The organism is Aedoeadaptatus urinae (assembly GCF_900155585.1).
In the GTDB taxonomy this organism is placed as follows: domain Bacteria; phylum Bacillota; class Clostridia; order Tissierellales; family Peptoniphilaceae; genus Aedoeadaptatus; species Aedoeadaptatus urinae.
Genome location: NZ_LT707418.1, coordinates 638,190 through 652,432 on the forward strand (window position 1 = coordinate 638,190; position 14,243 = coordinate 652,432).

The 14,243-nt window shown below is 51.4% G+C and carries 15 protein-coding genes; 4 read left to right on the forward strand and 11 right to left on the reverse strand.

Going from position 1 to position 14,243, the window contains the following annotated elements; genetic code table 11:
• Positions 1-21: 21 nt before the first annotated feature.
• Together BQ7397_RS08275 and BQ7397_RS08280 are read right to left on the reverse strand one after the other, a co-directional pair.
• Positions 22-1,560, reverse strand: coding sequence for a UDP-N-acetylmuramoyl-tripeptide--D-alanyl-D-alanine ligase (locus tag BQ7397_RS08275; RefSeq protein WP_077075603.1), 1,539 nt, complete (start codon positions 1,558-1,560; stop codon positions 22-24).
• A gap of 10 nt (positions 1,561-1,570) precedes the next feature.
• Positions 1,571-2,335: an alpha/beta fold hydrolase gene (locus BQ7397_RS08280; protein ID WP_077075604.1), complete on the reverse strand. Its 765-nt coding sequence runs from the start codon at positions 2,333-2,335 to the stop codon at positions 1,571-1,573.
• 193 nt (positions 2,336-2,528) lie between these two features.
• Between BQ7397_RS08280 and BQ7397_RS08285 the strand changes: the two genes are divergently transcribed.
• From BQ7397_RS08285 to BQ7397_RS08305, 4 genes are all read left to right on the forward strand, one after another.
• Entirely contained in the window at positions 2,529-3,185 is a 657-nt protein-coding gene (locus BQ7397_RS08285) for a GntR family transcriptional regulator (protein ID WP_077075605.1), read from the forward strand.
• A gap of 43 nt (positions 3,186-3,228) precedes the next feature.
• Positions 3,229-4,440 (forward strand): GNAT family N-acetyltransferase, encoded by a 1,212-nt coding sequence (locus tag BQ7397_RS08290; protein WP_077075606.1) that lies wholly within the window; start codon positions 3,229-3,231, stop codon positions 4,438-4,440.
• Positions 4,437-4,901 carry a dihydrofolate reductase gene (locus BQ7397_RS08295; protein ID WP_077075607.1) on the forward strand — a complete coding sequence of 155 codons (465 nt, stop codon included), beginning with the start codon at positions 4,437-4,439 and terminating at the stop codon, positions 4,899-4,901. Before BQ7397_RS08290 ends, BQ7397_RS08295 begins: the two co-directional genes overlap by 4 nt.
• A gap of 507 nt (positions 4,902-5,408) precedes the next feature.
• A complete protein-coding gene (locus tag BQ7397_RS08305) occupies positions 5,409-5,804 on the forward strand; it encodes a hypothetical protein (RefSeq protein ID WP_077075609.1) in 396 nt (131 codons plus the stop codon).
• Here BQ7397_RS08305 and BQ7397_RS09600 read toward each other — a convergent pair.
• The 9 genes from BQ7397_RS09600 to BQ7397_RS08345 form a co-directional block, all read right to left on the reverse strand.
• The gene (locus tag BQ7397_RS09600; protein ID WP_470207157.1) at positions 5,768-6,037 is read right to left on the reverse strand and encodes a transposase family protein; all 270 of its coding nucleotides are present in this window, start codon (positions 6,035-6,037) and stop codon (positions 5,768-5,770) included. The genes BQ7397_RS08305 and BQ7397_RS09600 overlap by 37 nt on opposite strands.
• A 179-nt stretch (positions 6,038-6,216) precedes the next feature.
• Positions 6,217-6,666, reverse strand: a complete 450-nt coding sequence (locus BQ7397_RS08310) for a hypothetical protein (RefSeq protein WP_077075610.1) — start codon at positions 6,664-6,666, stop codon at positions 6,217-6,219.
• 425 nt (positions 6,667-7,091) lie between these two features.
• The gene (locus tag BQ7397_RS08315; RefSeq protein ID WP_234970595.1) at positions 7,092-7,676 is read right to left on the reverse strand and encodes a rhodanese-like domain-containing protein; all 585 of its coding nucleotides are present in this window, start codon (positions 7,674-7,676) and stop codon (positions 7,092-7,094) included.
• A gap of 194 nt (positions 7,677-7,870) precedes the next feature.
• Positions 7,871-8,386 (reverse strand): rhodanese-like domain-containing protein, encoded by a 516-nt coding sequence (locus tag BQ7397_RS08320; RefSeq protein ID WP_077075611.1) that lies wholly within the window; start codon positions 8,384-8,386, stop codon positions 7,871-7,873.
• Positions 8,387-8,577: 191 nt separating this feature from the next.
• Positions 8,578-8,949, reverse strand: a complete 372-nt coding sequence (locus BQ7397_RS08325; protein WP_077075612.1) for a DUF5684 domain-containing protein — start codon at positions 8,947-8,949, stop codon at positions 8,578-8,580.
• A gap of 11 nt (positions 8,950-8,960) precedes the next feature.
• A complete protein-coding gene (locus BQ7397_RS08330; protein WP_077075613.1) occupies positions 8,961-10,316 on the reverse strand; it encodes a DNA repair protein RadA in 1,356 nt (451 codons plus the stop codon).
• Entirely contained in the window at positions 10,306-12,747 is a 2,442-nt protein-coding gene (locus tag BQ7397_RS08335; protein WP_077075614.1) for an ATP-dependent Clp protease ATP-binding subunit, read from the reverse strand. Before BQ7397_RS08335 ends, BQ7397_RS08330 begins: the two co-directional genes overlap by 11 nt.
• Entirely contained in the window at positions 12,747-13,736 is a 990-nt protein-coding gene (locus tag BQ7397_RS08340; protein WP_077075615.1) for a hypothetical protein, read from the reverse strand. Before BQ7397_RS08340 ends, BQ7397_RS08335 begins: the two co-directional genes overlap by 1 nt.
• On the reverse strand, positions 13,729-14,241 hold the full coding sequence (locus BQ7397_RS08345; RefSeq protein WP_077075616.1) for a UvrB/UvrC motif-containing protein: 513 nt from the start codon (positions 14,239-14,241) through the stop codon (positions 13,729-13,731). Before BQ7397_RS08345 ends, BQ7397_RS08340 begins: the two co-directional genes overlap by 8 nt.
• Positions 14,242-14,243: the final 2 nt, after the last annotated feature.

Consider the following 14,243-nt stretch of genomic DNA (forward strand, 5'->3'; position numbering starts at 1 on the left):
TCGAAAGCCGCTTTTCCTAAATCATTCGTCGTAGCTGTCGGGCAGGTCGTTTTCGAAGAGCACCACGTCGCCGACGACGGCCACATGGCCCAAGGAAGCCGTGGCTTCGTCTAAGCTCTTGGCCACGATCATATTGCCCTCATCAAAGCCTGCATCCAAGAGGCCCTTTTGAATGGGCGCCGTGCGCTTTTTGCCCACGAGGATAGCTACGTCGCAAACTCCTGCGATTTCCTTTCCCAGCTTGTAATTCTCTTCCTCTTCCATATCGCCTAGCTCCACCATGCCCGGCGTGACGATAATCTTCTTGCCCTTTTCGAATTGACCGAGCACGTCCAGGGCCGCCCGAGCGCCTACGGGATTGGAGTTAAAGGCGTCGTCGATGACGATAATCCCCGTGCCGCCGTCGACGATGTTCAGGCGGTGTTCCACCGGCTCTACCTTACTGATACCACGAGCTACGGCCTCAGGCTCCATGCCCAGCACATAGCCTACGCTTGCGGCGGCGAGGAGATTGGAAATATTGTGCTTGCCTAAAAGCTTGGTTTCCGCCTTCACCTCGCCCTTGTCCTTAAAGCCCAGGGTAAAGGAACTGCCCCGTTCGTGAACGGCGATGTCTTTGGCGTAGACGTCGAGCTTGTCGATCTCTTCCATGCCGTAGCGAATGGTGCGCTTTTTCGTCTTGTCCGCCAAGGGCTTCACGTAGTCGTTGTCGTAATTGAAAATGGCGATGTCGTCATCGGCCAAGGCTTCGATGAGCTCGTACTTGGTCTTTTGAATGTTTTCGATGGTCTTAAAGAGATGCATGTGGGTGGGCCCGATGGCGGTGATGATGCCGATGGAAGGCTGTACCAGCTCCGCCACTTCGGCGATTTCCCCGGGCTCCTTGGCCCCCAGCTCGGCGAGGAAGATCTCGTCCTTTTCGTCCAGCTCGTTGTTAATGACCTTAGAAAGGCCCATGGGCGTGTTGTAGGACGAGGGCGTGTTTTGCACCACAAAGGCCTCCTCCAGCACCGTGGAAGTAATAAATTTCGTGGAGGTCTTGCCGAAGCTCCCGGTAATCCCCACGACCTGCAGGCCCTTTTCCTTTAAGTCCCGCACCTTTTTTTGCGCCGAATCGTAAAAGCCCTGATTGATTTTCATTTCCTTGGGATAATTGATCCGATTGGCGTAAATCAATACGACGTATTGGAAATAATAAATCCCCACGCAGAGAAGGGCAAAGACCAATGCCGCCAGGGTCGGCGACAGGCCGTAAGCGGCCACGGCGGCGGCGAGGGCCACGAGTAGAAGCATGCGATTTAACAGGCGGTGCGTGCCGAAGAGGCGCTTCGCCCGATCCGTCATCACCAAAGGCGTCTTTTCCGACGTGGGCGCGTAGCGAAAGGCTTTAATCTTTTCCCTGTTCGCGGCGATCCAAGCCTTGTATTCCCCTTCGTTGTAGCCCTCCAGCTGAAGCATGTGCAAAGGATAGAGAGCCCGTTCGTTAAAGACCCTGTAGAGAGCAAAGCTCAGCGCCAGGTAAATGGCCATAAAGATCACGAATGAAACTGAATGATACATGGATAACTCCTTATAAAAATGAACGCAGCACGGCGTCGAATTGACCGTAGGCGTCTAAGTAACTGAAGTGGCCGCCCTTTAGCACGACGAGGCCCGCTTCGGGAATTTTTTCCTCGAAAACCTTGGCCATGGAAAGCGGCGTGGCGTCGTCTTCGTCGCCCCAAATTAAAAGGGTGTCCGCCTGAATCCGGGAGAAATATTCTTCCGTGGATTCGTTCACCACCTTGACAAAGACCTTGCGCATAATTCCATCCGCCGCCCTGTAATCGTCGGAGCCGAATTTCTTGTAAAAGCGCGCCATGGCCTTTTCCGTGTCCTGCCAGAAAAACAAGAGCCTGTACATATTTTTGAGGAATTTAAAGGTGTAGACCTTTCGATAATAGGAAAAAGAACGCTTAGGCAGAACGCCGGATGCATCCACCAACACCAATTTGTCCACCCTTTCGGGATAGAGGGCGGCGAAGACGCTCAAGGTCTTTCCGCCGAAGGAGTGGCCGATACAGGTGGCGCGGCTCACGCCGTAGTAGTCGTATATCTTTTTTAACAGCGCCACGTAATCGTCGCCGCCGATGACCTCGTCGGGCGCATCGCTGGCGCCGTGGCCCAAGCTGTCGTAGGCGATGACCCGGTAGCGGTCTTTTAAGCTGTTGACGATGGGCATGACCGATTCAATATTCGCGCCCCAGCCGTGGAGGACAAAGGCCACGTTCTCGCCCTCGCGGGTATCGACGACGGCAATTTTTTTCCCGTCGATTAAGATAAATTCTTTCTCCATTTCTTCCCCCTTGAAAAGTAATTATACCATAGGAGCCCCGCCGCGCCGACATTTCGGATGCATTTTCACGGCGAAAAAAAGCTCGGTCCGTTTTATACAAAGAGGTTTTGTATACAGTTGTGAAAATTGTAGACATTGTTTTTTCCTAATGTTATTATTGTATTCACAGAAAGTCTCTTAAGGAGGTTACGAGATGGAATTTTTATCATTAAAAGACCACGTCTATAATTTTATCGCCGAACAAATTCGTCTCGGCAAGCTAAATTCAAACGAAAAAGTAAACGAACAGGATATTTGCCAGCAATTAAATATTTCCCGCACCCCCGTCAGAGAAGCCTTGATTCAATTGGCCGCCGACGGCTTTTTGGACTCCGCTCCCCGACGCGGCTTCCGGGTCAAGCCCCTGACCAAGAAGGAAGGGGAAGATATCTATCGCATTCTGGCGCCTTTGGATGCCTTGGCTGCGGAGCTGGCCGCCGGCAATTTAACCAATGAAGATCTGAAATCCATGGACGACCTGGTAGAGCTCATGGATTTCCACATCGACCGCTACCAATACGACGAATACTTCGTCCTGCAGGAGCGCTTCCATGACATCTACATTGAAAAGTCCAATAACGAAACCCTGATCAAGACCATCGATCGCCTTCAACGGCGCTTTATTCGCCAAGGTCACGAGCTGGACAACAACGAGGCGCTGCAAAAGCTCTTACACGAAACCAATGCGCAGCACTCCCACATTACGGATCTCTTCCGGGAAAACAAAATTGAAGAACTGAAAGATTTTCTCGCCCACACCCATTGGACCTATCACTTTTCGGAAGTGGGTCAGACGGCGACAGATGACTAAGTAAAATACAGGGGGTGACCTCTGTATTTTTTTGGAGGACGATATGACCATTTACATGAACACCATTCCCTACGATTCCCCGGCCCACGACGAGGCCATCGCCTTAAGGAAGCACATTCTCTATAATCCCTACGACGAAGCCTTCGACGAGGCGAGAAAAACCTGGGATAGAGACAAAATCATCTACGGTCTCTTCGACGACGAGGCTTTAATCGGCGTCATGGTCACGGAAAAAACCGAAGAGGGCATCCACCTGTCGGAAATCCTCGTGGACTACGACAAGCGGCGTCAGGGCCTGGGCAAGCAAATGATTCGCTTCTTGGAAACCCGTCTGGAAAAGGACGATCTCATCACCGCCCAAGGTCCCCTCTCCGCCCGGGCCTTTTACGAAAAATGCGGCTTTGCGCCGAAATCCAAATACCGCACCACCAAGGACCGCATGGAATTGGATTACGAAAAGAAAGTGACGGGCAAGGAAAAAAATGCCATTCCCTTTTTCGAGCACCGGCAAAATCTGCCCATCTTCTTCTACACCGTGAACTCGAAGGATTTCGAGCTCATCCCCGTCATTCGCAACCACTTCCCAAAGGAGCACCTCTTCGTCGTAGACCTTCTCAGGGACGAGCCCCGTTGGCTGGATCTGGCAAAGGAAACGAAGCGACGTTCGGCGAAGTATTCCATTATCGCCCCCCATCTCTACGGCAGTCGCAGCTTCCGTCCCCTGGACGACTTCCATCTGCCGGAAAAATGTGCGGAACAGGCCGATCGCCTGAGCAAGAGCAAGACCGTGCTGCTCCTCGGCACGGAGGCGGAATTTTCCACCAACGCCTATCGGGCGGCCTTCGATTCGCAAAACGCCTCCCTCTCCACGGTACAGCTGCCCTTGGAAGAGGAAGACTTCCGCGGCGGCCATCATTTAGACGCGGATTTCTACAACACCTTCGCCGAAAAAATCGATGAGCTAAAGGACACGCCCTTCGATACCCTGGCCGTGGTGGACGGTTCCTTCTCCACCCAGGCCGACGCCATGGAAAAATTTTTGGAACACAGTCTCGTCAGAAATCTAAATAAAATCGACGTCTTCGATCTGTTGATCACGGGCCTGCGCCGAGATCTCCTGGACAAAAATCTCCTGCGCCACGACGCCACGCCGGGGGTGCTTAAAATCTATTCCGAAACGCCTGATCGGGCCCGGGCGGAATTGAAACGCCTCCACCCCGCCGAAATGAGCGCCGATGTGGAGACCATCCGATGATTCTCCTCATCCTCGCCGACTTGGATCACGCCATCGCCAAAGACGGCAAGCAGATTACCTTCATTCCCGAAGACCTGGCCCGCTTCAAGGCCCGCACCACCGGACAGGTGATCCTTATGGGCAGAAAGACCTTGGACGATGCGGGCAAGCTTCCCAATCGCATGACCGGCGTCATGACAAGGCAAAATTTTCCCGATGAGGAAGGCCTCTTCTACTTCTCCTCGGAAGAGGAGCTGGACGAAAAGCTGAAGGCCTACGGCGATAAGAAAATCCATCTCGTCGGCGGCGCGGGCATTATAAAAAGCCTCTTTCACCGCGTGAAGGAGGCCTATATTACCCGGGTGAACTTTCATTCCGGCGGCGATGTGAAGATCCCCTCCCTGAAAGAAGACTTCGAGCTCGTGGCAACGACGCCCATTACCGACGAGGCCACGGAAGAACATTGGATCCGAAAGAAATAAACAAAGGCAGAGAACCTATTCGTTCCCTGCCTTTTTATTTTGCTGTTGATTTCATTCAATCACTCCGTTTAAAAAGGTTTTATGTCAACCATTGGGGAGTCTAGTGAAAACTAGACTTCTTTTTGCTTTCAGCATCTGATTCAGTGCCAGGGATCCGTGACGATGTGCCACCTGCCATTCGCTTACAAAACAGCAAAAACAACCAAAAAAATACTATTATAAAACTTTTTTTAATTAACTAGCTAAAAACAACAACATAATTGCAGAGAAACCTTGACAAGTAAATCTTATATAAATAAAATCCTCATAGAAGATGTTATTATAATAACAATAAGAGAGGGTGACGTAGAAAAGATGGAGCAAGTTTGGGCGTTTGACGCCACTAAAAACAATAGAAAGAGTATAGAGAAACATTTAAAGGAGGAATTCTATGAAAAAATGGATGCCCAGAAAGATAAGAGCATATTTTGTACGAGAAAATAGAAATAACGGTTGTTGAGTTGTACCATGAACTTCATCAAAAAATGTAAACAGAATATAAGCCCCAATAAACGAATGGTTCTGTTCTACTTGGGCTTTGTCGTGCTCCTCGTCTTAATGTATTGGACACTAAGCATTGAAGGTTCTCCTCGTAATGTACCGGTAAGAACGCCTTTTGGTTCAGATACAGTGGCTCTTTCGTGGTTTATGACAGGCATTATATACTGGCTGTCTCTACTCCTTATCTTCTACGGCATTTTATTGGTAGACAAGGACATTGGAATACTCGTTGTTTTGTTTTTGTTGATCGTCCCACATCTTTATCTTATCGCTCTTGAATATGGTCTTTCAGGAGGAAATGTGCTAAAAATGCTTAGTAAGTATTTTTACATGTATATTTTAGGAAGGCTCTTTTGGGGATAATCTATTGATAAATGGAATGACAAGGAGATAGTACATGAAAGACTTTGCATCGGCGCATCCCGAAGCACCTGCTCCCTATGATCGTGTACCCACGCATGAGATGAGCCACAATGAGGACATACTCTATCATGAACGGGCTTGCAATCGATGACTATAAAACTTCTTTCTTCTGCTACACCAGTAACCTCAACATCTTGGATTCCTAAAAGTAATGTAGTAATATGATTTCGCACTTGTTTTCCCCCTTTATTATTTTGTGGTGATTTAATTTTAGGCTATTGGGAAAACAAGTGCTATCTTTTTGCACAAAAACATCCGTTGAGGAGGTTACTCCCCAACGGATATTATAGAGCCTTTAAAAACAGAAGTGTACCGAGAAAAGAAAACGGCGGATCCTTTGAAGATCTTCCAATTACTTGTCCTGAACCATATCCCGATAAACGAAAAACAGATCGAAAACAATCAGAAGGAAAACAAGACAGGCAAGGGTCAAGATCATATCCGGACTCAAATCAATTCGCTCCAAACCGACGCCCCCGCCTTCATAACCTATACAGCCATAGAAGAAGACAACACCAATCGTCGTCTTTACAAGGGAGAAAAGATTATACAGGTATATAAAAGAAAACTCACCCTTCTCAAGAACGCCTTTAAGAAGAAAGTGTAGATTACGAAATGCGAACCCTGCAATTAGCAATAGAATAGAGAAAAATATTTGAAACACAATGTTGCGTGCATCGATATGGCCCACGAACACATCCTTAAACATCGAGGCGATCCCCAGTGCGGATAAGACGAACCATATGTAATAAAAAATTTTCGTGAACGTGGAATATCTTCCGAGAGTTTTCTTCTCTACCATTATTTCCCTCCTGTAACTTCAATGTTAAACCCGAGATGTCTAAATTGTATTTCACATTTAGACAATAGCTACTTTCCTTTGCGTTTTCATCCATGCCGCACGTGAGGCAGCCTTCTTGCTACCGGGATTCTCGGTTCACTGACCCGGTTCATAAGATCAATTCCTTTTCTCATAATCGATTATAGCACTGTAGCATGGAAAAGAAAATCCCACACACTGATGTTTTTTATGAAGCTGTGCTGACAATCTACATAAAATTATCTGTAATCAATGGTCGCAGCAAAAGAATTTGTGATTTTCTTTGCTTTCATTATACCCCCCCCCCGACGATTTTTCAATGCTTTACGGGCAATAACTGATTGGGGCTCAAGACTTTCGCACACAAAAAGAGCCGGCTCCTGCCGACTCTTTTCAGCTTTTAGGATTTACTTGTCGCTTTCGATGGGATAGCCTGCTTCTAACCAAGCGCCGATGCCGCCGGGTTGACGAATAATGTTGGTGTAGCCTGCTTCTTGAGCGATTAAAGCGCCGACGTGGGAGCGTTCGCAACCGACGAAACCGCAGTAGAGAACAATGGTCTTGGCCTTGTCGTCGCCGAGCACTTTAAGGAATGCTTCTTTTTGTTCCGGTTTTACTTCGTCCATGGTGACGGGAAGTTCAGCATTGACAGCGCCGGGGATCCGATTGGCTTTGTAAGATTTTGCGGGCATGGTGTCGACGATAATCATGTCTTGCTTTTCGTCGATCATTTTCTTCAGGCCTTCCGTATCGACCATTTTGTACTTGCCTTCTTCAGCAGCTTTTACAAGCTTCATGGAAGCTTTTTCGATTTCGATTTCGCTACCGTCTCTTGCGGTACCGGGGAGATCTTTCATTTCTACCTTCGGCGGTTCTTTTGCTTCGTTGCCGCCGTTGTTGGCTTTGGCTTCATTGTTTCCGCCACCGCCGGCACAGCCTACTAAAAGGGCTGCGGACAGTGCAGTAATGGTGAACAGCTTTCCTAATTTCATAAAAATACCTCCTTGTATTAATTTAAGAATACCTGATTATTAACGGCTTGTAAATCGCTTTCCCATTGTTTTTTCTAATGGCATTTCTTTCTCTATTTGTTTTTTCTATACGCCGTTCTTCGCCTCGATTCATCCGAAAAATGAAACACAAAAACCCCCATTCGTCGTCGAATAAGGGCTTCGCAATATATAATTTATTTGCTTTCTGCTTTATATCCCGCTTCGAGCCAGGCGTCGATTCCGCCGGGATGGCGCAGGACGTGGGTGAAGCCTTCTTCCTTGGCGATTAAGGCGCCGACATGGGAGCGGTAGCAGCTGACGCGGCCGCAGTAGATAACGACGGGCTTGTCCTTGTCATCGCCCAGGGCTTTGACGAAGGCCCCACGACGTTCGGGATCCACATCCTCCATGGTGCCGGGGAGCACCGCGCCGAGGGCGCCGGGAATGTGGTTCTTGCGGTAGGAATCCTCGGGCATGGTGTCGATAATGACCATGTCCTCTCCCGCGTCCAATCTCTTTTTAATGTCTTCCGTGGAAATCAGATCGTAGCCGCCGCTCGCCACGTCTCTGACCAAATTCATGGCCGCTTCTTCCGCCGCAAGCTCGCTGTGGGGCTTTACATCGGAAGCAACGCTGCAGCATCCGCCGCCGCCACCCATAAGCGTAAAAGTGGAAAGGGCGGACAGTTTCATTAATTTTGAAAGCTTCATAGACAACTCCTTTTTGTCACTGGGGAAATCTCACTCTACTTATAGATACCCGAAAAGAGCGCCGTGGTCTATTGATTTATCCTTCGGTAATAAAATCGGTATTTTTTTCTTCTATTCCAAAAAAAAAAAAAAACGACACCGAGGTGTCGCTTGTTTGACGGCGCGGGTGTGCGCACATTGGGGCCTTCCCTTTAATAATTTCTCGCCGGTCCGTGATACTCGTTTCTGCCGAAGGCGGGAAAGAGCATGATGAAGGGGAAGAAAATGGCGAGGACGGCGAGGAGATCGCCGCATTCGAAGTATTTCATCATTTTGTAGGTAAGAACGGCGCCGTAAATGGCGTTCACTCCCGGAATGATGAAGAGCAGAGTGTACCAGTAGCTGTCGAAGACGATTTTCGACGCTACGGCCAAGTTCACAATGGGAATAATGGCCAGGATGCCTGCGTATCCCGCCTTGGAGAAAAATTTCCACCAGGCGATAACGGTAATGATGCCGATGCCGGCAAAGAGCGCCGTGCTCGTGCTCGACGATGAATTTGCAATTTGATCCATATTGTTCATGTTATCATCCTTTATTTTAAAAGATCCTTGATCACGTCGGATAAGAGCCGGCGCTCTCGTAGGGTAATGCCTTCGATTTTTTTATCGGCGGAAAGGGGCGGCGTGTAAATGGTTTTAAAGCCCATGCGCACGGCCTCTTTGATGCGGTTCGTCATGGCGGGCACCTGCTTCAGCTCGCCGGTAAGGCCCACGTCGCCGATAAATAATGTGTTTGCGGGGATGGGGCGATCGGTTACCGCCGATGCGATGGAGAGCAGGGTGCCTAAATTGGCGGCCCCTTCTTTTAACCTCAGATTCCCCGTGGTCTTCACCACCACGTTTTTGTCGTAGAGGCCCATGCCTCCCCGCTCTTCCAAAATAGAGAGGAGCACGCCCAGCTGTTCCCGCCGCAAACATTCGGATATGCGTTGAGGATAGGGGGTGAAGCTTTTGGACACCAGGCTTTCGATTTCCACGATCATGCTCCTCGTGCCTTCCCGCACGATGCACATGGCGCTGCCCGGCACTTCGCTCCCCGCCGCACGCTCCGTCATAAAGTGGGCGGAGGGATTGTCGATGGAGATCATGCCCGCCTCGGTCATTTTGAAAAAGCCCATTTCCCCGGTGGAGCCGAAGCGATTCTTCGTCGCCTGTAAAATGCGCAGCTCGTCCTGCATTTCGTGGTCGATGAAAAGCACCGTGTCCACTAAATGCTCCAATGCCCGCACGCCGGCCAGGGAGTCCTGCTTCGTGAGCTGGCCCACGATAAAGACGACTTTGGGGCTTTTCGGATTCTTCGCCAAGTCCACCAGGCGATTGGCGCACTCCATGGTTTGGGTGGGGGTACCGGCCCGGGCGGGAAATTCCTCCAAGGTAAAGGTCTGAATACTGTCCAGAATAATGATGTCGGCGTCCACGTCGTCGATCCAGCGGCACACGTCGTCCATGGAGGTGCCGGAGTAGATCCAGATATTGTCGGCGATGGCGGGGGCGATGCGCTCCGCCCGCATTTTAATTTGGCTCTCGCTCTCTTCTCCCGAGGCGTAGAGCACCCGGTGGCCGTCTTTCGCCAGGGCGTTTGCGATTTGAAAGAGGATGGTGGATTTTCCGGCGCCGGGTTTCGCCGCCAGAATACTCACCCCGTCTTCCACGATTCCGCCGCCCATGACCCGGTCGAATTCTTCCATGCCGCTTTTCAGCCGCCGCTTGGATTCGCCGGAGACGTCGATTAACCTTTGGGCCGTGCGTTGGGCCTTCGCCCGCCCGCCGGATTTTTTCTCTTCCGCCACTTCTTCGAAGGTGTTCCAGTCTCCGCAGTTGGGGCACTTGCTGAAATAGCCCGCGCTTTTGTAGCCGCAGCTCGTGCAGCGATAGGCCTTATGCTTCATTGCCCACGGTCTCCGCTATTTTTTCTTCTTCAAAGCTCAGTCCTTCCCCTTCCACATCCACGTGGATAGCTCTTTCCTTGTGCACGTGGCCGGATAGGATTTCGTCGGCCAGTCGGTCTTCGATGTTTTTACGAATGGAGCGCACCAAGGGGCGGGCGCCGTATTCTTCGTCGAAGCCTTCCTTGCCGATGTAATCCACCACGGCGTCGGTAAAGGTGACGGTAAAATCGTTGTCTTCCAGGCGGGTCTTCAAATCCCGAAGCATCAGCTCCACAATTTCCCGTACCTGTTCTTTTTCCAAATACTTAAAGACGATGATTTCGTCGATGCGGTTTAAAAATTCCGGGCGGAAGGTTTCCTTCAATCGGCCCTGAATGGTTTCCACCATTTTGTCGTAGCCCTTCACGTTGCCTTCGTCCGGGGCGCCGAAGCCCATGGTGTTTTGCTTCTTCAAAAGGGTGGCGCCCACATTGCTGGTCATGATCAGTACCGTGTTTTTAAAATCCACGGTGCGGCCCTGACCGTCGGTGAGGCGGCCGTCGTCCAAGATCTGAAGCAGAATATTAAACACGTCGGGATGGGCCTTTTCGATTTCGTCGAAGAGCACGACGGAATAGGGCTTTCTGCGCACGGCTTCCGTGAGCTGACCGCCCTCGTCGTAGCCAACATATCCCGGAGGCGAGCCCACCAATCGGGAGACGGTGTGCTTTTCCATATACTCGCTCATGTCCACGCGAATCATGGCGCTTTCGTCGCCGAAGAGGGATTTCGCCAGGCTCTTGGCCAGATAGGTCTTGCCCACGCCGGTGGGGCCCACGAAGATAAAGCTGCCGATGGGCTTGTCGGCGCTCTTTAAGCCCACCCGCGCCCGCTTAATGGCACGGGAGACGGCTTCCACCGCCTGGGGCTGGCCGATGACCTGTCCGTTTAATTCGTCTTCCAAATGGACCAGCCGCTCGCTCTCTTCCGCATTCATGGTGGTCACGGGCACGCCGCTCCACTTGCTGACGATTTCGGCGATTTCTTCTTCGTCCACGGTCATGTTTTGAACCCGCTTTTCCTTGTCCCAATGCTTCTTTTCATCGTCCAGGGCTTCTCGTACCCGCTTTTCTTCGTCGCGTACCTTGGCCGCTTCCTCGAAGTTTTGGGAGTTCACCGCTTCTTCCTTTTCCTTGGACAGCTTCTTCAGCTCGTCTTCCAATTCCTTTAAGGCGTTGGGGCTGTTGAAATTTTCCACCCGCAGCTTGCTGGCCGCCTCGTCGATGAGGTCGATGGCCTTGTCGGGCAGGAAGCGGTCGTTAATATAGCGATGGGACAGCTCCGATGCCGCAACCAAGGCTTCGTCGGTGATCTTTACATTGTGATGGGCTTCGTACTTATCCCGAATGCCCTTTAAGATCAGAATCGTATCCTCCACGGAAGGCTCTTCCACCATAATGGGCATGAGCCGGCGCTCGAAGGCCGTGTCCTTTTCGATGTGCTTGCGGTACTCGTCGATGGTGGTGGCGCCGATAATTTGCAGCTCGCCCTTGGTAAGGGAGGGCTTCAAAATATTGGAGGCGTCCATGGCCCCTTCCGCGCCGCCGGCTCCGATGACCACGTGGATTTCGTCGATAAAGAGAATCACGTCTTCCCTGTCTTCCACCTCGGCGATGACGTCTTTCAGCCGCTCTTCGAAATCGCCGCGGTACTTGGCCCCGGCGATGAGGGCGGAGACGTCCAAAGTGTAGATCTCCTTGTCCTTAATAATTTCCGGCACATTGCCTTCCACGATGCGCTGAGCCAATCCTTCGGCGATGGCGGTCTTGCCCACGCCGGGCTCGCCGATTAAGACGGGATTGTTTTTCGTGCGGCGCACCAAGACTTGGATGATGCGCTCGATTTCGTCCTTTCTGCCGATGACGGGATCGATCTTGCCTTGGCGTGCCCGGTCGTTTAGATTGTAGCCGAACTCTTCCAAGGCGCTTTCGATTTCGTCGCCTTCCTCGCCGCCGTCTACCTTTCGAATGGCGGCGTAAATGCTTCGCTCCAGCATCGCAATGTCGATGCCCAGATTTCTTAAAGCCAGGACGGCCACGCCCTTGCCTTCACGCAAAATCGCGAGAAGCAAATGCTCCGTGCCGATGTAATTGTGGCCCAGCTCGTTGGCGATCTCCAGGGCCAACTCGAAGATCTTTTTCGTCCGCGGGGTGTAGGTGAGGGATGTGACCTTCGAATCTTCCGGCGAGACGATTTCCGCGATGGCGCCCTTCGCCCGCTCGTAATTAATCCCCACCTGACCCAGAATGGAGGATGCCCCTCCCGGTTCCTTTAAAATGCCGAGCAAAATGTGCTCGCTTCCTATATATGAATGGCCCTGGGCTCTGGCTTCCGACTGGGCGAAAACCATGGCCCGCTGACTTTTTTCGGTAAATTTTCCGAACATTGCCATTAAAAAACCTCCTTTATAAATTGACGCACCTTGTTGGCGCGGTAAATATTGCTGCTCCTGTCGTCGAGAAAGCTTTCCCGCTCCATTTGCAAATGGGCTTTGCCCATGTGAATCACCGCATCGTAGAGATCGAAGTCCCGCATGGGTTTTAATACGGACAGATCGATCCCCAGCTTCATGTGACTCAGATGAAGCATGGTCTCTTCGAAAGTAATGATGCGGGCGTTGCGCAATATGCCGTAGCTGCGCCGCGCCATGTCTTCCAGCTCGATGAGGTGATCCAGATACATTTCCTTGCGCTTAATGCGCTCCAGAGCCGCCACTTCCTGTGAAATGGACTTGGCCCGCTTTAAAAAATCCTCTTCGCTGAGGCCCAGGGTGCGCTCGTTGGAAAGCTGATACATATGGCCCACGATTTTCGAGCCTTCCCCACGCATGCCCCTGAGCACGAAGCCCATGCGGGTCACGGAGCGCTCGATTTTGTCCATGCCCAAGGTGTCCAGAGCCGGCAGGTGCAGCATGCAGCCGGCTCTTAAGCCCGTGCCCACATTGCTGGGGCAGGCCGTTAAATAGCCCAGCTCTTCGTCGTAAGACACGGGGAGCTTCTCTTCGAAAAAGCGCGCCAAATTCGCCACGGTCTCGTACTCTTCGTCTAAGTGAAAGCCCTTGTCCATGGCCTGAATCCGCAGGTGATCCTCCTCCATCATCATCACGGACAGATGATCCTTGCCGAGAAAGTACGCGCCCCTATCTCTGTTTTTTAAGAGCGATGCGCTGATTAAATTTTCTTCCAAATCGTAGAGATTTTTCAGAGACCCGTCCTTTAAATCGTAAAGGGTCCAAAGCTCCTCGTGCGCGTGAAGGGCGTCGGTGATCTTCTCCCGCAGCTCCTTCGCCTGATCCTGCGTCATGGCGCCGGGATAGGGATAGCCCTGAATATTTCTCGCCAAACGGATGCGGGATGTGAGTAGAATTTGATCCTTATCCATGGCGCTCTTCCTTCAATGCCTTGATCTCGTCCCGCAAAAGGGCGGCGTCCTCGTAGCGCTCGTCGGCCACGGCGGCGTCCAGGCGGTCCTTCAGTGCCTGCTCCTTCTCCGACGCCTCCCGGTCCCGCTTAAAGGCCTCGGGCATGGCGCCTACGTGGCGATCCGCCCCCTGCATGCGAGGCAGAAGGGCATTCAGCTCTTCGGAAAAAGTATCGTAGCAGTTGTCGCATCCGAACATGCCCGTCTTGCGAAACTCCTTTAAACTGAGGCCGCAGACGGGGCAGATCCTGTCGTCTTCTGCGTCCTCGTCTTTTCCGTGAAACAGAGAGAGCAGCTCCTGAATCATGGGCTGAATATCCAAGGGCGGAATTTGCGACGAGGGAAATTGCTTGGCCAGAAATTCCTGAAAACAGGCGGGACACACCTGCATTTGTTTCATTTCATTTCCCTCCACCATGGTGTAGCTGATCTTCGCTTCATTTTCATGACAGTGTTCACAAAGCATGG

Excerpts from the sequence above, each read along its gene's own strand:
- BQ7397_RS08285 (WP_077075605.1), top strand. The coding sequence starts at position 2,529 with ATGGAATTTTTATCATTAAAAGACCACGTCTATAATTTTATCGCCGAA.
- BQ7397_RS08310 (WP_077075610.1), bottom strand. The coding sequence starts at position 6,666 with ATGGTAGAGAAGAAAACTCTCGGAAGATATTCCACGTTCACGAAAATT.
- BQ7397_RS08325 (WP_077075612.1), bottom strand. The coding sequence starts at position 8,949 with ATGAACAATATGGATCAAATTGCAAATTCATCGTCGAGCACGAGCACG.
- BQ7397_RS08305 (WP_077075609.1), top strand. The coding sequence starts at position 5,409 with ATGAACTTCATCAAAAAATGTAAACAGAATATAAGCCCCAATAAACGA.
- BQ7397_RS08275 (WP_077075603.1), bottom strand. The coding sequence starts at position 1,560 with ATGTATCATTCAGTTTCATTCGTGATCTTTATGGCCATTTACCTGGCG.
- BQ7397_RS08335 (WP_077075614.1), bottom strand. The coding sequence starts at position 12,747 with ATGGCAATGTTCGGAAAATTTACCGAAAAAAGTCAGCGGGCCATGGTT.
- BQ7397_RS08340 (WP_077075615.1), bottom strand. The coding sequence starts at position 13,736 with ATGGATAAGGATCAAATTCTACTCACATCCCGCATCCGTTTGGCGAGA.
- BQ7397_RS08315 (WP_234970595.1), bottom strand. The coding sequence starts at position 7,676 with ATGAAATTAGGAAAGCTGTTCACCATTACTGCACTGTCCGCAGCCCTT.
- BQ7397_RS08290 (WP_077075606.1), top strand. The coding sequence starts at position 3,229 with ATGACCATTTACATGAACACCATTCCCTACGATTCCCCGGCCCACGAC.
- BQ7397_RS08330 (WP_077075613.1), bottom strand. The coding sequence starts at position 10,316 with ATGAAGCATAAGGCCTATCGCTGCACGAGCTGCGGCTACAAAAGCGCG.
- BQ7397_RS08345 (WP_077075616.1), bottom strand. The coding sequence starts at position 14,241 with ATGCTTTGTGAACACTGTCATGAAAATGAAGCGAAGATCAGCTACACC.
- BQ7397_RS08320 (WP_077075611.1), bottom strand. The coding sequence starts at position 8,386 with ATGAAGCTTTCAAAATTAATGAAACTGTCCGCCCTTTCCACTTTTACG.
- BQ7397_RS08295 (WP_077075607.1), top strand. The coding sequence starts at position 4,437 with ATGATTCTCCTCATCCTCGCCGACTTGGATCACGCCATCGCCAAAGAC.
- BQ7397_RS08280 (WP_077075604.1), bottom strand. The coding sequence starts at position 2,335 with ATGGAGAAAGAATTTATCTTAATCGACGGGAAAAAAATTGCCGTCGTC.